Source organism: Comamonas sp. AG1104, from assembly GCF_003350425.1.
In the GTDB taxonomy this organism is placed as follows: Bacteria; Pseudomonadota; Gammaproteobacteria; order Burkholderiales; family Burkholderiaceae_C; genus Comamonas; species Comamonas testosteroni.
Genome location: NZ_QQAS01000002.1, coordinates 181966 through 201591, shown reverse-complemented (window position 1 = coordinate 201591; position 19626 = coordinate 181966). Strand labels below are relative to the sequence as shown.

General features: G+C 64.5%; 20 protein-coding genes. 17 read left to right on the top strand and 3 right to left on the bottom strand.

The window, feature by feature from the left end; all coding sequences use genetic code 11:
* The first annotated feature begins 172 nt into the window (after positions 1-172).
* Positions 173-790, top strand: coding sequence for a 2-polyprenyl-3-methyl-6-methoxy-1,4-benzoquinone monooxygenase (gene coq7, locus DFO48_RS05520; RefSeq protein ID WP_114862804.1), 618 nt, complete (start codon positions 173-175; stop codon positions 788-790).
* Between the two features lie 59 nt (positions 791-849).
* On the opposite strand, the gene DFO48_RS05515 is transcribed toward coq7, so the two are convergent.
* A complete protein-coding gene (locus tag DFO48_RS05515) occupies positions 850-1302 on the bottom strand; it encodes an OsmC family protein (RefSeq protein WP_034348285.1) in 453 nt (150 codons plus the stop codon).
* Positions 1303-1685: 383 nt separating this feature from the next.
* Between DFO48_RS05515 and ilvA the strand changes: the two genes are divergently transcribed.
* The 3 genes from ilvA to DFO48_RS05500 all read left to right on the top strand — a co-directional run bounded on the left by ilvA (position 1686) and on the right by DFO48_RS05500 (position 4739).
* Entirely contained in the window at positions 1686-3239 is a 1554-nt protein-coding gene (gene ilvA, locus DFO48_RS05510) for a threonine ammonia-lyase, biosynthetic (protein ID WP_003074194.1), read from the top strand.
* A 106-nt stretch (positions 3240-3345) separates the two neighbouring features.
* On the top strand, positions 3346-4179 hold the full coding sequence (locus DFO48_RS05505) for an adenosylcobinamide-GDP ribazoletransferase (RefSeq protein WP_114862803.1): 834 nt from the start codon (positions 3346-3348) through the stop codon (positions 4177-4179).
* Positions 4176-4739, top strand: coding sequence for a histidine phosphatase family protein (locus DFO48_RS05500; protein WP_114862802.1), 564 nt, complete (start codon positions 4176-4178; stop codon positions 4737-4739). The genes DFO48_RS05505 and DFO48_RS05500 overlap by 4 nt, the downstream gene beginning before the upstream one ends.
* On the opposite strand, the gene DFO48_RS05495 is transcribed toward DFO48_RS05500, so the two are convergent.
* Positions 4732-5202, bottom strand: a complete 471-nt coding sequence (locus DFO48_RS05495; protein ID WP_114862801.1) for a general secretion pathway protein C — start codon at positions 5200-5202, stop codon at positions 4732-4734. The genes DFO48_RS05500 and DFO48_RS05495 overlap by 8 nt on opposite strands.
* A gap of 46 nt (positions 5203-5248) precedes the next feature.
* Between DFO48_RS05495 and gspG the strand changes: the two genes are divergently transcribed.
* The 10 genes from gspG to DFO48_RS05445 all read left to right on the top strand — a co-directional run bounded on the left by gspG (position 5249) and on the right by DFO48_RS05445 (position 14847).
* Entirely contained in the window at positions 5249-5701 is a 453-nt protein-coding gene (gspG, locus tag DFO48_RS05490) for a type II secretion system major pseudopilin GspG (RefSeq protein WP_043003586.1), read from the top strand.
* A gap of 170 nt (positions 5702-5871) precedes the next feature.
* Positions 5872-6312, top strand: coding sequence for a prepilin-type N-terminal cleavage/methylation domain-containing protein (locus DFO48_RS05485; RefSeq protein WP_003058808.1), 441 nt, complete (start codon positions 5872-5874; stop codon positions 6310-6312).
* Complete coding sequence (gene gspI / locus DFO48_RS05480; RefSeq protein WP_003058812.1) at positions 6309-6674, top strand: type II secretion system minor pseudopilin GspI; 366 nt, start codon at positions 6309-6311, stop codon at positions 6672-6674. The genes DFO48_RS05485 and gspI overlap by 4 nt, the downstream gene beginning before the upstream one ends.
* A gap of 3 nt (positions 6675-6677) precedes the next feature.
* Positions 6678-7370 carry a type II secretion system protein J gene (locus tag DFO48_RS05475; RefSeq protein ID WP_114862800.1) on the top strand — a complete coding sequence of 231 codons (693 nt, stop codon included), beginning with the start codon at positions 6678-6680 and terminating at the stop codon, positions 7368-7370.
* Positions 7367-8437, top strand: a complete 1071-nt coding sequence (gspK, locus tag DFO48_RS05470) for a type II secretion system minor pseudopilin GspK (protein ID WP_233506335.1) — start codon at positions 7367-7369, stop codon at positions 8435-8437. The genes DFO48_RS05475 and gspK overlap by 4 nt, the downstream gene beginning before the upstream one ends.
* A gap of 45 nt (positions 8438-8482) precedes the next feature.
* Positions 8483-9709 (top strand): type II secretion system protein GspL, encoded by a 1227-nt coding sequence (gspL, locus tag DFO48_RS05465; RefSeq protein ID WP_114862798.1) that lies wholly within the window; start codon positions 8483-8485, stop codon positions 9707-9709.
* Positions 9706-10248, top strand: a complete 543-nt coding sequence (gene gspM, locus DFO48_RS05460; protein ID WP_114862797.1) for a type II secretion system protein GspM — start codon at positions 9706-9708, stop codon at positions 10246-10248. The genes gspL and gspM overlap by 4 nt, the downstream gene beginning before the upstream one ends.
* Positions 10249-10256: 8 nt before the next feature.
* A complete protein-coding gene (gspN, locus tag DFO48_RS05455; protein WP_114862796.1) occupies positions 10257-11087 on the top strand; it encodes a type II secretion system protein N in 831 nt (276 codons plus the stop codon).
* 3 nt (positions 11088-11090) lie between these two features.
* Positions 11091-13472: a type II secretion system secretin GspD gene (gene gspD, locus DFO48_RS05450; protein WP_034348288.1), complete on the top strand. Its 2382-nt coding sequence runs from the start codon at positions 11091-11093 to the stop codon at positions 13470-13472.
* Between the two features lie 13 nt (positions 13473-13485).
* Positions 13486-14847: a GspE/PulE family protein gene (locus tag DFO48_RS05445; RefSeq protein ID WP_003058821.1), complete on the top strand. Its 1362-nt coding sequence runs from the start codon at positions 13486-13488 to the stop codon at positions 14845-14847.
* 12 nt (positions 14848-14859) lie between these two features.
* Here the strand turns inward: DFO48_RS05445 and DFO48_RS05440 are convergent, their stop codons facing one another.
* On the bottom strand, positions 14860-16038 hold the full coding sequence (locus tag DFO48_RS05440; protein WP_003074212.1) for a helix-turn-helix transcriptional regulator: 1179 nt from the start codon (positions 16036-16038) through the stop codon (positions 14860-14862).
* 172 nt (positions 16039-16210) lie between these two features.
* On the opposite strand from DFO48_RS05440, the gene DFO48_RS05435 reads away from it, so the two are divergent.
* The 3 genes from DFO48_RS05435 (at position 16211) to DFO48_RS05425 (ending at position 19597) form a co-directional block, all read left to right on the top strand.
* Positions 16211-18163 carry a hypothetical protein gene (locus tag DFO48_RS05435; protein ID WP_114862795.1) on the top strand — a complete coding sequence of 651 codons (1953 nt, stop codon included), beginning with the start codon at positions 16211-16213 and terminating at the stop codon, positions 18161-18163.
* A 96-nt stretch (positions 18164-18259) separates the two neighbouring features.
* A complete protein-coding gene (locus DFO48_RS05430; protein WP_003058824.1) occupies positions 18260-18544 on the top strand; it encodes a hypothetical protein in 285 nt (94 codons plus the stop codon).
* A 45-nt stretch (positions 18545-18589) separates the two neighbouring features.
* Positions 18590-19597, top strand: a complete 1008-nt coding sequence (locus DFO48_RS05425; protein ID WP_114862794.1) for an LLM class flavin-dependent oxidoreductase — start codon at positions 18590-18592, stop codon at positions 19595-19597.
* Positions 19598-19626: the final 29 nt, after the last annotated feature.

Here is a 19626-nt window from a genome sequence, read left to right as displayed (position 1 = left end):
CGATTCGGCGCGTTTTCGTTGCACCACCGCAACAAACACCAAGCCGCACTAGCGGGCACACCCTTAAGGGTTTCGGCCTAGGATTGCCCCAGCGCAAGTTGCGGATGAGCCACTCTGGTGTACCTTATGTGCATTGACGCCAGACAGGCGCCGCACTGAGTTCTTTTTAGCCATGGACAAGTTTCTGACCGCTGCCGATGCAGCTCTTCGCACTCTGTTTGCCGACCCGGTGGCCGCAGAGCGCTCGCCTGCAGCAGGGATCGCCGAAGCCGATCTGAGCGATGAGCAGCGCAAGCTCTCTGCAGCCTTGATGCGCGTCAACCATGTGGGCGAGGTCTGCGCTCAGGCGCTGTACAACGCCCAGGCCATGGTGACCAAGGACATGAAGTTGCGCGAGCATCTGCTGCATGCCGCTCGCGAGGAAATGGACCACCTGGCCTGGACCCGCGAGCGCCTGCATGCTCTGGGTGACAGGCCCTCGTTGCTGAACCCGCTGTGGTTTGCTGGCGCTTTTGCCATCGGTACGATTGCCGCCAAATTCAGCGATGCCGCCAGCCTGGGTTTTGTGGTCGAGACAGAAAATCAGGTTTCTGCCCACCTGGCAAGCCATCTGGGTCGCCTGCCCGAGGAAGACGAGGCTTCGCGTGCCGTGGTCGAGCGCATGAAGGATGACGAAGAGCGTCATGCCGCAGCAGCGATCGACGAAGGTGCGATGCAGCTGCCCCCGATTGCCCAGGGGCTGATGCGTGTGGCGGCCAAAGTCATGACGTTTACGGCGCATCGCATCTGATTAGCGTCTGTTCAACAAAAACGGGCCGTTGAGGCCCGTTTTTCGATCAAACGTCCAGTTCAGGCTTCGACGATGTCGAAACCCGTAGTGATTTCGGCCGTCTTGCCCAGCATGATGGTCGCCGAGCAGTATTTGTCGTGACTCATGGCAATGGCGCGTTCGACGGCACCGGCCGGCAGGCTCTTGCCGCTGACCGTGAACTGCATGTGAATCTTGGTGAACACCTTGGGGTCGGTCTCGGCGCGCTCGGAAGTCAGCTGCACGCTGCAGCCCTTCACATCGTGGCGGCCACGCTTGAGGATGAGCACCACGTCGTAGGCCGTGCAGCCGCCGGCGCCGGCCAGCAGCATCTCCATGGGGCGCGGTGCCTGGTTGCGACCGCCGTTGGCCGGGTTCTTTTCGTCCGGCGCGCCATCCATATTGACCACATGGCCGCTGCCGGTCTCTGCCACAAAACCCATGCCCGAGCGCGTTCCGGTGGCCGCGCCTGTCCAACTAACCGTGCATTCCATTGTTTTCCCTCTCGAAACTGTTGCAATTTTGCATCAAATACATAAAAACCCGAATCTTTTGATGCACAGAAAACACAAGACCCATACAATACAACCCAAGCGTTACCTGTGAGGTCAAACCCGCAGGCAGACTGCAGATTACTGGTTAATCCTTATCTGTATCGCACCCTTTGTCTCCTCCACCTCCTCTAATGGTGGATTCAGCCCCTAGCTCCTGAGCTAGGGGCTTTTTTTCGTGCCTGCGCATCCTGCTTCTCAGAGCAGCAGCATGCACCTCTTGAGCGAGTACTGCAGCGCAGCAAGCAAGCGCCTATCATGGTCGGCTTCCATGCACCCGGCAGGCTGATTACCCTGACTCTGGTGCTCTGCTTTCGATTTGCACCATGACTCAAGCCCTGACCCCTGCCGATTATCTGACTCGCATCCTCAATGCACGCGTCTATGACGTGGCCGTGGAGTCGGATCTGGACATTGCCAAGAACCTCAGCCGACGCCTGCACAACAAAGTGCTTCTGAAGCGCGAGGACCAGCAGCCCGTGTTCAGCTTCAAGTTGCGCGGCGCCTATAACAAGATGGCCAATCTGACGGCCGAGCAGCTGCAAAAGGGCGTGATCTGCGCCAGCGCGGGCAACCATGCCCAGGGCACGGCGATGAGCGCCAAGAAGCTGGGCTGCCGCGCCGTGATCGTGATGCCCACCACCACACCCCAGGTGAAGATCGATGCCGTGATCGCCCTGGGCGGTGAGGCGGTGCTGGCCGGAGAAAGTTACTCGGACGCCTACAAGCATGCCGTCAAGCTGCAAAAGTCCGAGGGTCTGACCTTTGTCCACCCCTTTGACGACCCCGATGTGATTGCCGGCCAGGGCACCATCGCCATGGAGCTGCTGCGCCAGCTGCAAAAACTGGGCAGCCAGCGTCTGGATGCCATCTTCGTGCCCATCGGCGGCGGCGGCCTGATTGCCGGCATTGCCAACTACATCAAGGCCGTGCGCCCCGAGGTGAAGGTGATCGGCGTGCATACCAAGGACTCGAACGCCATGATGCAGTCCGTGCAGGCGGGCGAGCGCGTGGAACTGGCCGATGTGGGTCTGTTCGCCGACGGCACGGCCGTGAAGCTGGTGGGGGCGGAAACCTTCCGTGTCACCCAGGGCCTGGTGGATGACTATGTGACCGTGGACACCGATGCCGTCTGCGCCGCCATCAAGGACATCTTCACCGACACCCGCTCCATCGTCGAGCCATCGGGCGCCCTGGGCGTGGCGGCCATCAAGCAGTACGTGGCCAGGCACAAGACCAAGGGCGAAACCTACGCGGCCATACTGAGCGGCGCCAATATGAACTTCGATCGCCTGCGCTTTGTGGCCGAGCGCGCCGAAGTCGGCGAGGAGCGCGAAGCCCTGTTCGCCGTCACCATCCCCGAAGAGCGCGGCAGCTTCAAGCATTTTTGCGAGGTGGTGGGCAAGCTGCCCGGCGGCCCACGCAACGTGACCGAGTTCAACTACCGCATCAGCCACGACAGCAAGGCCCATGTGTTTGTGGGTCTGACCACGCCAACCAAGGGCGAGAGCGAGAAGATCTGCAAGAACTTCCAGAAGAACGGCTTCGAGGCGCTGGATCTGACCTTTGACGAGATGGCCAAGGAGCATCTGCGCCATATGGTGGGCGGCCACTCGCCGCTGGCACAGGACGAGCGTCTGCTGCGCTTTGTCTTCCCCGAGCGCCCCGGTGCGCTGTTCAAGTTCCTGAGCCTGATGGCGCCGACCTGGAATATCTCGCTGTTCCACTACCGCAACCAGGGCGCCGACTACGGCCGCATTCTGGTGGGCATGCAGGTGCCGGCCAAGGACCACAAGAAGTTCGACAGCTTCCTCAAGAACCTCGGCTATCCCTGGGTGGAGGAAACCGACAATCCTGCCTACCAACTGTTCTTGAAGTAATAAAAATAGGAGCTACCACCACGCTTCCTGTATCGATTTCAGATAGAAAAGACCCTGAAATAAATGAACACAAAGCGCAAGTAGCTCCTTTTTTATTCGCAACACCATGCAAGCCCTGCGCCACTATCTGCTGGCCGTCCAGTTCTTCAGCCGCATCCCCGTGGCCGGGCGTCTGGCGGCCTGGGTGGGCTGGAGCCCGGAGATGCAGCGCGCCAGCGCCGCGCATCTGCCGGGCGTGGGCTGGCTGGTGGGTCTATGGGCAGCGCTGCTGCTGGCAGCCCTGCTCTGGCTGCTGCCGGCAAGCCCCTGGTCGCCGCTGGCGGCGGCGCTCATCAGTACCGCCGGCACCTTGTGGCTGACCGGCGGTTTCCATGAAGACGGCCTGGCCGACGTTGCCGACGGGCTCGGCGGCCTGGTGCCAGCCGAGCGTGCGCTGGAGATCATGAAGGACTCGCGCATCGGCGCCTATGGCGTGATGGCCCTGCTCATGGCCCTGCTGACCAAGGTCGTGCTGATCGCCCTGCTGCTGTCCGTCATGCAGCCGTTCTGGGGACCGGTGCCGGTGCTCATACTCGTGTGCTGCATTCATGTACTGTCACGCTTTGCACCGCTGGTGTTGATGCACAGCCTGCCCCATGTCGGCCTCGCCGCGAGCAGCAAGACCCTGCATATCGCGGGCAGGCAACTGGGCTGGCAAGGCCTGCTGACTGGCGGCCTCTGGTGCCTGCCAGCACTGGGGCTGCTGGGCTGGCTCGGCGTCTGGAGCTTTGTTCCCAGCCTGCTGGCGGCCATGCTGGTTACCACCTGGCTGCTGCAGCGCTGGCTGCGTAAGCGTCTGGGCGGCATGACGGGCGACTGCCTGGGCGCCTGCCAGCAACTCAATGAACTGGCGCTGCTGCTGACCAGCTGCATCTATCTGCGCCAGTTGCTTCAGGCATGAAAACACTATGGCTGGTGCGCCACGCGCGCCCCTTGATCGACACCGAGCGCTGTTACGGCCGCCTCGATATCGCCGCCGATGCAGAGGCCACCCGGCAAGCCGCTCAGGCCTTGCAGCAATCTTTGCAGCCCCTGCATGGCCAGTTGCAGATCCGCCATTCGCCGCTAAAGAGATGCAGACAGCTGGCGTTGGATCTGCAGGCACTGGAGCCCGATTTCGTTTCCACCGCCGATGGCAGATTGCTGGAGATGGATTTCGGCCATTGGGAAGGCATGCGCTGGAATGACATCGGCGAAGCCGCCATCGGCGCCTGGGCGCAGGATCTGGCGCTGCATGCGCCCGGTGACGGCGAATCCCTGGCAGACATGCTGCAGCGCATTCACGAAGCGCTACAAGACGCAGCCGCCGGCGACAGCGCACATATGGTTTGGATCTGCCACGCAGGCGTGGCGCGCTGCGCGCAATGGCTGCTGCAGCATGGCCGCCAGCTGCCGCAAAGCCATGAATGGACCTTGCCGGCGCCCGCCTATGGGCAGTGGCTGCGGCTCGAGCTCAGTTGAATGACGCCATGGGCGGCCTGGGCAATTGCAGCACCGTGCTGGCCGGCCCGTTGGCGGGACCCAGTCGCGCTTCGCGCGCCGCCAGAGATTGCAGAATCACGCCCTCCTCCACGGCTTCACCCACGCGCACGGCCCTGCTGCCCTTGCCTTCCACGGCAATCACGGCGGCACCGCCACCGGTTTCGTGCCCGGCCAGAACCCCGAGCAGCGCATAGCGGCTGGCCACTGGTGCAGCCACGGCGGCGACAGGCGCGGCGACCGCCCCCAAAGCCTTGGCCATGGCCTGGGCATTGGCCTGCACCGGCTGCGCAGGCAGGACCGAGGGTAACTGCTCACTGGCGCTGCCAACGAACCGGAGTGTCCAGAACACCACCACCGCAGCGGCAATCGCCCACAGCAGCAGGGTAGTGAGCTTGACCTGCATCGGGATGCCTTGACCTGGATTGAAAGATTGCGTTCGCATTCGACGATTATGATGGTGCAATACTGCATTTTTCCTACAGTTCCCAATGAGCACCAACTGCCGCCATCCGCTGTCTGCTATTCGCCACGCCGCATCGCGCGGCTTTACCCTGATCGAATTGATGGTGGTGCTGGTCATCATCGGCGTGCTGGCTGCCCTCATCGTGCCCAATGTGCTGGACCGTGCCGACGATGCCCGCGTGACCGCGGCCAAGACCGATATCGCCAATATCAACCAGGCGCTCAAGCTCTACCGTCTGGACAATCAGCGCTATCCCACGGCCGAACAGGGTCTGCAGGCGCTCGTGGTCAAGCCCACCACCGGCCCTGCTCCGCAGAACTGGAAACCCTATCTGGAAAAGCTGCCCAACGATCCCTGGGGCAATCCCTATCAATACCTGAACCCCGGCGTGAAGGGCCCCATCGACATCATGTCCCTGGGCGCTGACGGCAAGGCCGGCGGCGAAGGCAAGGATGCAGATATCGGCTCCTGGCAATGAGCGTTAGAGCCCCCACGAGAGCATCGACCCCACGCTCCCTCACTGCGTGTGGCCGCTGCCCCCAAGGGGCCCTGACCGGCTAAAGCCGAGTTTCGCCTTGGGGCTGCCCGGCAGCGAAACGCCCTCCGTCTAACCCGCTTCACATCAGCAATTCGGCCGCTCACTCCTTCATGGCTCAACTCAAACACGCCGGATTTACCTTGCTGGAGTTGCTGGTGGTGATTTCCATCATGGCGCTGGCAACGGCCGGCGTGAGCCTGGCCATAAGAGACAGCGGCGAGCAGCAACTCGAACGCGAAGCCCAGCGCCTGGCCACGCTGCTGGAGTCGGCACGCGCCCAGGCCCGCACCAATGGCGCCCTGGTTATCTGGCGCCCGATGCCGCAGGGCTTCCGGTTTGAAGGCCTGCCGCCCAACGTCAAGATGCCCACGCAATGGCTGCAGACCCCAGTGCTGGTGCAGCCCAATACGCCACTGGTGCTGGGGCCTGAGCCGCTGATTCCAAGGCAGAGCATTACCTTGTCGCTGCCTGGCAGCAGTTCGGCGCCGCTGCGGCTGGCCACCGACGGGCTGCGCCCGTTCAGCATTCAAAGCCAGCAGGTGGTGCCATGAAACCCGCCCTGCAGCAGCGCGGCTTCACGCTGATCGAGGTGCTGGTCGCGGTCGGAATCGTCGGCGTCACCCTGCTGGCAGGACTTCAGGCCAGCAGCGCCCTGACGCGCAATGCCCAGCGCCAGTCCGACGTCATTCTGGCCCAGCTCTGCGCACAGAACGAGCTGGTGCGACTGCGCCTGTTCAATCAGATGCCTGCCGTCGGCGACACCACCATCCAGTGCCAGCAGGCCGGCAGACAGATGCAGGTACAGCTCAGCGTGCGCCCCACGCCCAACCCCAGCTTCAGACGCGTGGATGCCCAGGTGTTTTCCGAAGCGGCTGCGGTGCTACGCGTCTCCACCATCGTCGGCCGCTACTGAATCATGAGCAGCATGCACAACAGAAACAAAGGCTTCACGCTGATCGAGTTGCTGGTCGCTCTGGCCGCCATGGCCTTGCTGGCCATCATGAGCTGGCGCGGCATCGACGGCATGCTGCGCGCGCAGGAGGTGACGCGCGAGCAGGGCGAGCAGCACGCCGTCATGCAGACCGTTCTGGCTCAGTGGAATGCCGACCTCAACGCGCTGATGCCGCTGCAGGGCCGGCAGGTGCTGGACTGGGACGGTCAGGTGCTGCGCCTGACGCGCAAGACCAGTGCCGCCGTCGACAGCGGAGCGCTCATCGTGGCCTGGAGCCGTCGCAATGTGGACGGCCGCTCCCAATGGGTGCGTTGGCAATCGCTGCCCGCGCGCACGGTCAGCGAATGGAACGATGCCTGGAACCAGGCGGCCCAATGGGGCCGCAATCCCTCCAGCGACCAGATGCGCCGCGAAACCGTGCTGATACCTCTGGACCTCTGGCGTGTCTACTACTACCGCAGCAACGCCTGGACCAACCCGCAGTCCAGCGATCAGGGCGACGATGACGGCAGCAGCGTCGGCAGCGATGGCAATCCCGTGCTGCCCAACGTGCCCGACGGCATACGCATCGAACTGACACTGCCCCCTGGCCGTGCGCTCAACGGCGTGATGACGGTGGACTGGGTCAACCCGCTGCGCTCAAACTCCAGATCATGAAATCCCCCCTGAGTCGCTTCGCGCCTTCCCCCCAGGGGGACAACCCCATCGCTGCGGGGCGGCCCTGGCTCGGGGTTTCCGGCTTGGGGCGCACCAGTTTCAGAGGCACGCGCCAGCGCGGTGCGGCGCTGCTGGCGGCCATGCTGACGGTGGTGCTGGTTGCCACCCTGGCCTCGGCCGCGCTCTGGCAGCAATGGCGCGATGTGGAAATCGAGACCGCCGAACGCAATCGCGTGCAGGCCAACTGGCTGCTGCTGGGCGCGCTGGACTGGTCGCGCGTGGTGCTGCAGGAGGACTCGCGCGCCAACCGCAGCAACCCCGTCGATCATCTGGGCGAGCCCTGGGCGGTGCCACTGAAGGAGGCTCGCCTGTCAACATTCCTGGCCGCCAAGAACAATGTCAGCCAGGTCGATGACGGCCTTGCCGACATGCAGGACGCTTTTCTTTCGGGCGAGATCGTGGATCTGCAGTCGCGCCTGAATCTGCGCAATCTGCTCAGCGGAGCCGATTCGAGCGTGAAGGAGGAAAACCTCAAGCCTTTTCTGCGTCTGTTCGAGCGCCTGGGCCTGCCCGGCAGCTCCGTCATGCAGATCGCCACGGCCATGCAGCAAGCCATGCGCGGCAAGAGCCAGACTGCGTCGCTGATGCCTCGCACCGTCGGGCAACTGGGCTGGCTGGGCGTCGATCCTCGCCTCATCGCGCGCATCGAACCCTATGTCTCGCTGCTGCCCGAGCGCACCACGGTCAATCTCAACACGGCCAGCGCCGAGGTCATCTGGGCCAGTACCGAGGATCTGGACTGGGCCCGCGCCAACCAGCTGGTGCAGTTGCGCGATGCCTCGCCCTTCAAGTCCCTGAATGCAGCGGCTGCGGCCATAGGTCTGAGCGGCGTGTTCAACAGTGCCGCTCACTCCGTGACCACCAGCTATTTCGAAGCCCGCGGTCGCCTGCGCCTCGGGGACAACGTCTTGAGCCAGCGTTCACTGATTCAGCGCAAGAACATGAGCGTGACTACCCTGTGGCAGGAGCATGCCGACTGGGGTATGCCCGCGGTTGCCAGACCCTGACACCCTGATGTCACATTGCCCCCATAGAATGCTGCATCTTCCCTCATGAGCACATTGCTAATACAGCTGTCGGCGAAGCCCGCCAACTCCGCCACGGAATATCTCTACGTCCTCAGCGACGATGGCCAAAGCATTCAGCGCAGCGGCCAGGCTGCGGCGTCCCTGCTGCCGGCCACGGGCCGCACGGCCCAGGTCACCGCCGTCATCCCTGCCGCTCAGCTGTCCTGGCATACCGTCACCCTGCCTTTGGGACTGAATTTGCAAAGCCGGCGCCAACAGCGTCTGCGCGCCGTGCTTGAGGGTTTGCTGGAAGAAAAGCTGCTCGATGAGCCAGCCGCCATGCACCTGGCACTGGACGCTGGCTCGGCGGCAGGTCAGATCTGCTGGGTCGCCGCCTGCGACAAGGGCTGGCTGCGATCCCATCTGCAGGCCCTGGAACAGCATGGTCATGCCGCCAGCCGCCTGGTGCCCGAACAATGGCCCAGCAGCAAGGCCCAACTGCTTCTGTCGGGCGACAGCACCCAGCCCCAGCTGAGTGCCACCGGGCTGGATGCTCAGGCCTGCCTCATCGTCCTGCCCCAGCATTCCGATGCCGGTCTGCTGCAGTCACTGCTGGCTCGCCTGCCTGAGGATCTGCCGGTGCTGGCCGAACCCCACCTGGCACGCAGCGCGGAGACACTGCAGCGCCCGGTCAGCATCTTCACCGCCGCCCAGCGACTGCTGCAAAGCCATGGCTACGCAGGCGACCTGGCCCAGTTCGATCTGGACCTGGGCGGCAGCACCCGCGCCAAGCGCCGCCTGCTCGATGCCTGGCATGGTTTTGCCAAGGCTCCGCAATGGCGTGCTGCGCGCTGGGCGGCAGGCATTGCCGTCGTCGCCCAGCTGGCCGGACTCAACGCCTGGGCCTTCAGGGAAAACCGTGCCATCGAACTGCGCCAGCAGCAGGCCAAGCAGGTACTTCAGACCACCTTCCCGCACGTGCCCGTCATCATCGATGCTCCGGTACAGATGCAACGCGAACTGGATCTGCTGCGCAGCAACTCCGGCGCCCTGTCCGCCAGCGACCTTGAAGCCCTGCTGGCCGCCAGTGCCGGCATTCAGGGCGTGCAAAATGCCAAGAGCCTGCAATACCAGGACAAGCAGCTGCGCATCTCGGGCCTGGACCTGAGCCCCGAAGCACTGGGCGACGCACAGCAAAGCCTGCAGGCCAATGGCTATATGCTGCAACGCGAAGGAACAGAACTGGTGCTGAGTGCAAAGGCGAGGCCATGAAACAGAAAAACGCCTTGAAAACCGCGCTGGCTCCGCTGCGCCTGCGCTGGAGCACCCTGGCCCAGCGCGAACAGAATCTGTTGCTGATCGCCGCCAGCGTCGTCCTGCTGGCCCTGCTCTGGTGGGTGGCGCTGGCACCGGCCCTGCACAGCCTGCGTACGGCCCCCGCACGCCATGCGGCAGCGGAGCGCCAGCTGCAGACCATGCTGCAGATGCAGGCCCAGGCCGAGCTGCTGCTCCAGCAGCCGCAGGGCAATAGCGCCGATGCGAGCACTCAGCTGGAGCAGTCGCTCAAGACCGAACTCGGCAGCAGCGCACAGTTGCAGTGGCTGGGCAACCGTGCCCAGGTCAGCCTGAGCAATGCCGCCGCTCCCGCCCTGGCCCGCTGGCTGGCACAGGTGCGCGACAACAGCCATGCCTCGGTGGCCGAGATGAAGCTCAACCGCAATCCCGGAGAAAGCGTCGACGGCGCTGCCGTTACACGCTGGAGCGGCAATCTGCTGCTCGATTTGCCCGGCAACGCAGGTGCACAGAATTAGCCGCGACCATGAGCCTGAGCACTTCACGCCCCACCAGCAAAGCCTCGCGCAGACCGCGTGAGCCAGGCGAGCCGCGTTCGCCGCGCAGCTGGGCTGTTGGCGGAGCCTTGCTCGGCGGCCTGCTGGCGCTGCTCATCCATGCCCCGGCGGCCTGGCTGGCCACAGGCGTGCAATCGATCACAGCCGACCAGGTACAGCTGCAGGAGCCGCGCGGCACGCTCTGGCGCGGCTCGGCCAGACTGGTGCTGACCGGCGGCAAGGACAGCCAGGACCAGAGCAGCTTGCCCACGCGCCTGAACTGGACACTGCGACCCAGCCTGAGCGGCGCCAGCATCAGCCTGCAAAGCGATTGCTGCACCAGCACCCCGATGCTGGCGCAGCTGCAGCCGGGCTGGAACGCCATGACGGTGCGCTTCAAGGACAGCATGCTGCAACTGCCCGCCGACATGCTGGCCGGACTGGGCACGCCCTGGAACACCGTGGCCCTGCAAGGTCAGTTGCGCCTGTCCACGGTCGGGCTGACACTGCAGTATCGCGCCGGCCGGGCCACCAACCAGGGGCTGACACGGCTGGAAGCATTGGCCGTATCGTCCAGACTGTCGTCGCTCAGGCCCCTTGGCAGCTACCGCCTCGATATACAGGGCGGAGACAATGCCCAGCTGAATCTGACCACGCTGGGCGGCGACCTGCAGCTCAGCGGCCAGGGCCAATGGGTGGGCTCGCGCCTGCACTTCAGGGGCGAAGCCTCTGCCAGCCCCGAGCGCGAAGCCGCTCTGTCGAACTTGCTTAATATCTTGGGGCGCCGCCAGGGTGCGCGCTCCATCATCACCTTTGGTTGACCCATGACTCAGCATTCACGCACCGCCTGGCAAAACACACTGCATTCGATAGCTGTTGCCTCGCTTGCCGTCTGCATTTCAGCACCTATTCATGCTCAAACCCAGAGCGGACAAGCGAATGCCACTCCTAGTTTGCGACCAGGCGAGCCCGTCACGCTGAACTTCACCAATGCCGATATCGAGGCCGTGTCGCGCGCCATGGCCGCCATCACCAATCGCAACGTAGTGGTGGATCCGCGCGTCAAGGGCCAGATCACGCTGCTGACCGACAAGGCCGTCTCGCCTGCCACGGCCTATCAGCAGTACCTGGCGGCACTGCGCATGCAGGGCTTCACGGTGACGGAGTCGGCGGGCCTGTTCAAGGTGATTCCCGAAGCCGATGCCAAGCTGCAGTCCAGCGAGGTCTCCGTCGGCCAGGGCGGACGCGGCAGTCAGGCCGGCGGCGGACAGATCGTCACGCAGATCTTCAAGCTCAACTACGAGAACGCCAACAATCTGGTGCCCGTGCTGCGGCCGCTGATCAGCCCCAACAACACCATCAACGTCAACCCCGGCAACAACTCGCTGATCATCACCGACTACGCCGACAATCTGCAGCGCATCTCGCGCATCATCGCCAGCACCGATGTCTCCAACGCCACCGACGTGGAAGTCATCGCGCTGCGCCATGCCGTTGCCGCCGATATGGTGGCCCTGGTCAATCGCCTGATGGAAGGCGGCTCTGCCACCGCAGGCGGCGTGGTCCAGGCCGGAGCCGGTGCGGCAGCAGGCCAGGCAGACACCAGCTTCCGCACCTCGATACTGGCCGAGCCGCGCAGCAACTCGGTGCTGATCCGTGCGGCCAACCCGGCCAAGCTGTCGCAGATCCGCTCGCTGATCGCGCGTCTGGACCAGCCGGCCATGACTGGCAACGGTGACGACGGCAACATCCATGTGGTGTATCTCAAGAACGCCGACGCAGTGTCTCTGGCCGCCACGCTGCGTGCCGCCATCAACGCCCAGACCAGCGCCAGCACCGCCCTGGGTGGCCAGCCGGGCATGACGGCGGCCGCCGGCTCGACCACCAATGCAGCAAGCTCCCAGCCCGTGATCTCGCGCGGCACGGACGGCAGCGCCACCGTAGGCCTGGGCGGCGGCAACAGCGGCCCCAGCTCCCGCTTCGGCACTGCCCAGCAGCCCTCCACGGGCGGCATGATCCAGGCCGACCCCACGACCAACTCGCTGATCATCACGGCTCCTGGCCCTCTGTACCGCCAGTTGCGCACCGTCATCGACAAGCTCGACGGCCGCCGTGCCCAGGTGCTGATCGAAGCCCTGATTGTCGAAGTCTCCGCCGACAAGGCAGCCCAGCTGGGCGTGCAGTGGAGTTCGGTGATCCGCAACAACGGCCGCGTGCTGGGCGTGCTCGGCAACGGCACCTCCATCAGCGGCATCTCCAACATCTTCGGCCTGTCGGGGGCCGTTGGCAATCTGGTCAACGGCACGCCCCTGACCGACAGCCAGGCCTCGGCGATCGGCGGCATGAAGGGCATGAACCTGGGCTTCACCCAGAACGTCAACGGCAACACCAGCCTGGGTGCCCTGGTCAACCTGATGCAGGGCGACGGCGACACCAACATTCTCTCCACACCCAATCTGATGACGCTGGACAACGAGGAAGCCAGCATCATGGTCGGCGAGAACGTGCCCTTCCCCACAGGCTCCTATACCAACACCGCCGGCACCTCGGGCTCCGTCAATCCCTTCACCACCTATGAGCGCAAGGACGTGGGTACGCTGCTCAAGATTCGTCCGCAGATCAACGAAAACGGCACCATCAAGATGGCCGTCTATCAGGAGAACTCGGCAGTCAAGCAGGGCACAGCCAACGCCCAGTCCGGCGCAACCACCACCAAGCGCTCCATCGAGTCGAATGTGCTGGTCGAGGACGGTGCCATCGTGGTGCTGGGCGGCTTGATTGCCGACGAATACAGCCAGAGCCAGGAACGCGTGCCGCTGCTGGGCGATATTCCACTGCTGGGCAATCTGTTTCGCAACACCAGCCGCGAGCGCAAGAAAACCAATCTGATGGTGTTTCTGCGCCCCACCGTGCTGCGTGACGCCAGCTCCACCAGCCAGCTCTCGCAGGACCGCTATGAGTCCATTCGCGGCATGCAGCAAACCGTGCAGCCCGACCCCAATCTGCTGATGCGCAATGTCAATGCCGCGCCCTTGCTGCCCGCATCCAGCGGCGCTGCACCGGCAAGCGTGCCCAATGTGGCCATCGTTCCTGGAGCCAAGCCCGAGATCGTGGACTTCACGCGCCCAGGCCAGCCCACGGTGGACGGCCAGCCCGTGACCGTGACGCCTGTGACGCCCGCCACCCTGCCCCCGGGCACCCTGTAAGCGAAAGCCACGCATGCGCTACCCCCTGCCCTATGGCTTTGCCCGCAGCAGCCAGTTGCTGATCGAAGATGACGGCCAGGAGCCCGTGCTCTGGCATGGTCCGCATCCCGACTGGTCGGCCATCTCCGAAGTGCAGCGCAAGCATGCGGTGCAGCGTTGGCAGCTGCTGGACAGCGGCGCGCTGGCCCATCGCATCAGCGCGGCCTATGCGCAAAGCGACTCCAGCGCGGCCATGGTGGTCAGCGAGGTAGAGTCCGATGCCGATCTGACGCGCATGATGCAGGAGCTGCCAGCCGTGGAGGACTTGCTGGAGACCGCGGACGACGCCCCCATCATCCGCATGCTCAACGCCCTGCTCACGCAGGCGGCACGCGACGGTGCTTCGGATATCCATATCGAGCCCTACGAGCGCCATTCCAGCGTGCGCTTTCGCGTGGACGGCGATCTGCGCGAGGTGGTGCAACCCAACCGGGCCCTGCACGCCGCCCTGATCAGTCGCCTGAAGATCATGGCCGACCTGGACATTGCCGAGAAACGCCTGCCCCAGGACGGGCGCATCAGCCTGCGCCTGGGCACGCGAGCCATTGACGTGCGCGTCTCCACCCTGCCCAGTGCCCACGGCGAGCGCGCCGTGCTGCGTCTGCTGGACAAGAGCGAGAGCAAGCTCAGTCTGGAAGCCGTTGGCATGGGCGGCGAGACGCTCAGGCGCTTTACCCATCTCACGGCGCAGCCCCACGGCATCGTGCTGGTCACCGGCCCCACGGGCTCGGGCAAAACCACCACGCTCTACGCCGCGCTGCAGCGCATGGATGCCAGCCACAGCAACATCATGACGGTGGAAGACCCCATCGAATATGAGCTGGCCGGCGTGGGTCAGACCCAGGTCAACGCCAAGATCGAGCTGACCTTTGCCAAGGCCTTGCGCGCCCTGCTGCGCCAGGACCCGGACGTGATCATGATCGGCGAAATCCGCGACTTCGAAACCGCGCAGATCGCCATCCAGGCTTCGCTCACCGGCCACCTGGTGCTGGCCACGCTGCACACCAATGACGCGCCCAGCGCCGTCACCCGCCTGATCGACATGGGGGTCGAACCCTTTTTGCTGTCGTCCTCACTGCTGGGAGTGCTGGCACAGCGCCTGGTGCGCAAGGTCGACCAGAGCGAGCCCAGCGGCTACCGGGGCCGCACCGGCATCTTCGAGCTGCTGGCGGTGGACGACGCCATTCGCGCCCAGATCCATCGCGGCGCCAGCGAGGCAGAGATTCGCGAGACCGCCATGGCGGCAGGCATGCAGCTGATGCGCGAGGACGGCGAACGCCTGGTGCGCGAAGGCATCACCACCCAGGCCGAGGTCATGCGCGTCACGCGCGACTGAGAGGCCACGGGCTCACTCGCGCCAGCGCAGCATGGCCGGGCCCGTGAGCAGCACGCGCACGAAATCGGCCTGCCGCCCCACCCCCACCTTGACCGCCGCCGATTTGAACTGCGAACGCGCGGTATGGATGGACAGGCCTTGTCTCTCGGCGAACTCCTGCAGGGTCCAGCCATTGATCAGCGCCTGGGCCAGCTGAGCCTCTGCCAGCGTGAGCCGGTACAGATTGCGCAGCAACTCCTGCAACGAGGGAATGCTCAGCGCCGGATCGCTGATCAGCAGCATGGCGGCACTGCGCTCGCCATAGGGACTGCTATGTAGGGGCAAGGGCGACACCATGACCTGTAGCTGCTGTCCAGCCAGCCCTGTGAAGCGGCTGGCCCGGCCGTGGTGCTGCCCCTTGCCCAGCCCTGTGGCAACACAGTCCCGCATGGCTTTCTGCAGCCAGCGCTGGTCTGCGGCATTGGTGGCCTGCAGGCTCTCGTCAGCTGCGCGATATATCAGCTGGCTTTGCTCCATCAGGCGCAAGGCCCGGCTGCTGGCATGCATCACGGCAGCACGTTCGTCCAGAAGAACCACGCCCACCGGCAGATCCTCCAGCACGGACAGCGATGCGTTGAGCAATGCCTGGGTGCGGTACAGGCGTCGGTGCATCGCAAACGCGGTCTGCAGATGCGGCATGAGCTGCTGCACCAGGCCCAGCTCTTCGGCGCTGTAGGCGCCCACCGCATGCGGCCTGACAACCGTGATGTTGAACGAGCGGTCATGCTGGTTGTCGACCACGGCCGCGCAGGAATAGAACAGATCCTGGGGCTGCAGCCAGTCGCCATACCATTCGGTACCCGGCAGGCTCTGGTCGGGAAACAGGGTGGAGGAATTCACCACCGTGCCCGGTCTATGCAGGCTCTGGTCCTGCAGCCAGACATTGCACTGACAGTAGTGCGCGGCAAAGCTTTCGAGTTCGGCGGTGGCAAAGCCCTGGCTGGCGCCGAAAGTGCCGAAGCCCCCGTCCAGATCCACCGTCCGCTGCGCGAAGTCGTTGGCCCAGATCACGCTGGCCGGCGAACGCAGTGCCGAACCGAACAGGGCCAGAAAGCCCTGCCAGCGCACCGGCTCCAGCGCCGACTCGTAGATGGCCGCTATCAATGCAGGAACCCGTTCCTGCAACACCAAAGGCAGATGCGCTACCGCCATAGAGCCCCCTTCCAAGGCTCGCCACAGCAAGCGCCTGATGGCCCTTCGCCGGGGATTTATTTCATTTACTCACACTTTGAAATCGCTGCAAACCCTTCGCCCATTTTGGTGATGTTTTCGCGACAACAAGTACTTACAAACAAGGCAGCCACTCTCTCAACCAAAGGCCGCCATGTCACAAGCCCCCGCCACCACACCATTCATCCGCCGCTCAGTGTCCCTGGGCACCCTGATCCTGATTGCCTCCATTGCCGGCTGCGGCGGCGGCAGCGACAGCACGTCTCCCGCTCCGTCGCCCGCCCCGGCTCCGGCCACAAAATCGATCTCCACCACCGTGATCGACGGCGCCTTGCAGAACGTCAAAGTCTGCCTGGACAGAAATGACAACGGCAGCTGTGACAGTGAAGAGCCCAGTGCCGTCACCAATGCCTCCGGCCAGGCCAGCCTGGAAGTGCCCGAGGCCGATGTGGGCAAGTTCCCGATTCTGGCCCTGGTCACCAAGGACTCCGTCGATGCCGACACTGGAGCCGTTCCCGTGGCCTTCATGCTCCGAGCGCCCGCCGATCAGCCTGGCGTCGTCAGCCCGCTGAGCACCCTGGTGCAGGCGCACAGCCGGGCCACGGGCAGCAGCACCAGCGATGCGGCAGCAGCCATCCAGAGCCAGCTGGGCCTGGGCGCTTCGGCGCTGGCGGATTTCACCCAGGACGGCAGCAACGCCGGCAAGCTGGCCGCCACCATGGCGCGCCTGATCGTGGTGACCACCCAGACCCAGCTCACCAACACGGCGGGCGCCACAGGCGTCGACGGCGCACCGCTGACTTCGGTGCAGCTCAATGCCGCCGTCAACAGCGTGCTGCTGCAGCAGTTGCAAACCCTGGCCACGGCCGTGCTGGACAACCCCGCCCTCAGCGACACCAGCACCTCCATGAAGGACAAGCAATCCGCCATGGAGACCGCCGCCCAGCAGGTGGCCAGCGCCTCGGGCGTCACGGCCGGCAATGTGGGCCTGATCGCAGCCATGCAGTCGCAATCCAGCAGCCCCGAGGCCGGCGCCCCCGCGCCGAGCACGCAGCTGCGCTGGCTCAGCTTTAGCGACACCAGCAACTACTACATCCGGGCTTTCGAAGCCACGGCCGAGCAGAACACGCCCGATGCCAACGGCAAACGCTATTTCACGGAATTCCGCGAGCGCGTGGCTGGCGGCCTGGAGCAGCCCTGGACCCGGCCGCAGGTCTATTGGACCGGCAGCGAATGGTTTGCCTGTCCCACCGATTTCGTGCAGCAGGTCACCAGCCTTGCCAGCGGCGAGACCGAATCCCTGTACTGCAAGAGCCTGGCCAGCAGAGCCAAGCAAAGCGTGCGCAATATCACCGGCCTGAAGATGCGCGATATCGTCACCGAGATCCGCTCCGCACCGTGGCAGGACGCGGCCGACGGCAGCTTTGCCAGCTGGGGCCCCAGGCCCGATCAGGTTCCCGCCGAAACGACCTTCCCCAGCGGCTCCACGCTCAGCTATCGCACCGTCACCGATCTGGGCGGCAGCGACTACTACCTGAGCAACAACGCCAACCGCGCCACCATTGCCCGTGCCGACGCCCCGAACAACCCTGACACCAGCACCTGGCGCAGCGCCACGCTTGCGGAATTCATCGCGTGGAACGCCGGCGACTTCGCGCCCAATGTCTCGGCCGCCGAAGTGCACGGCAACAACTCGCGCGTGCTGGTCGGCCGCCGCGACTATCTCAAGCCCGATGGCAGTGCTGCCTACAAGCGCTATATGGTGGGTTTCGAGAACGGCGGCGAGCAGCGCGCACGCTTTTATGAATGTGAGGGCGATATGAGCACCTTGCCCAACAACCGGACCCTGTTCATCAACGGAGTGTCCACCTGCAAGACGATCCTGGTCAGCAACTACAGCATCGCCACCCAGGCAGATGCCAAGGTGCTGCGCTTCACGCAGGAGCCCACCCAGCTCAATGTCAGCAACTTCCAGAACTACCGCCTGTTCGTCGAACGGGGCGGCATCACCTATGTCGGCTATCGGGACAAGCAGATGGTCAGCAATCAGCAGCGGCTCAATGGCACTGCAGCCGATGCGCTGCTTGCCGCCCTCGGCCTGAACTGACTCCCCGCCTCGCTGCACAGCCCACCTCATGGTGGGCTTTTTTCATGCATGGCCTCAGTCAGCAGCGGTCATTGAGCCTTTGCCAGAATCGTTGCCATGCTTGAAAACCTTCGCACTTCCGTCCAGCCCTATGGCGGCGATCTGTTTCTGCTGCTGATCGCCCTGGCTGTCATCAGCCTCGCCGTGCTGTTCAACCTCAAGGCCCGCCTGCCCGTGGACCAGTTGCGCCGCGTGATCCGCATGGCGGCGCTGGTGGCCTTGCTGGGCTCGGTATTCGCCATGCAAGCCGGCAGCACCTACTACGCCATGGCCGCCGTGCTGCTGGCCTGGGGTGTGCTGGTCGGCATTGTTTTTGGACGTGAGATCGGCCGTAAACGCTGACCCCAAAAACGCTGCAAGCTATCAAAACCATATAGATCAATCGCCATGAAATCCCTGAACAACGTCAAGCTGTCCATGCTGGACCTGGTCGCCGTGCGCGAAGGCGCAACGGTGGCCGATGCTCTGCAGATTGCCGTGCGCACCGCGCAGCAGGCCGAGAAGCTGGGCTTCACCCGCTACTGGCTGGCCGAGCACCACAATATGCCGGGCATTGCGAGTTCGGCCACAGCCGTGCTGATCGGCCACATCGCAGGTGCCACGCAGAAGATTCGTGTAGGCTCGGGCGGCATCATGCTGCCCAACCATGCACCGCTGGTGGTGGCCGAGGCCTTCGGCACGCTGGCCGAGCTCTACCCGGGCCGCATCGACCTGGGTCTGGGCCGCGCGCCGGGCACTGACGCAGCGACCATGCGCGCCCTGCGCCGCGACCGCGTGGAGACCGAGGAGGACTTCCCACGCGACGTACAGGAGCTGCAGCGCCTGCTGGGCGATCACCAGGATGGAGCACGCATCATCGCCATGCCGGGCGCGGGCACGCATGTCCCGATCTGGCTGCTGGGCTCCAGCCTGTTCTCGGCCCAGCTGGCTGCACACATGGGCCTGCCCTATGCCTTTGCCTCGCACTTTGCGCCGCGCATGCTGCACCAGGCCCTGGCCCTGTACCGCCAGATGTTCAAGCCCAGTGCCACACTGGCCAAGCCTTACGCGATTGTCGGCGTGCCCGTGATTGCAGCCCCTAGCTATGAAGAGGCCCGGTTTCTGGCCAGCAGCACCTATCAGCGCGTGCTCGGCATCCTGACCGGCAACCGCACCCGTCTCATGCCCCCGATACCGGACTTCTGGGAGCAGTTGGACGGGCGCGCCCAGGCGGCGATTGCCGATTTTCTGGCCGTGGGCGTCATCGGCGGCCCGGATACCGTGCGCCAGGGCCTGCAAAAGCTGGCCGACGAGACCCAGGCCGATGAATTCATGATCGTCAGCGATGTCTATGACGCCGAGCTGCGCCTGCGCAGTCTGGAGATCACGGCTGGCGCCATGAACACCGCCGCCTGAGCGATCATGGCAGCGCCCTCCTCTCTCGC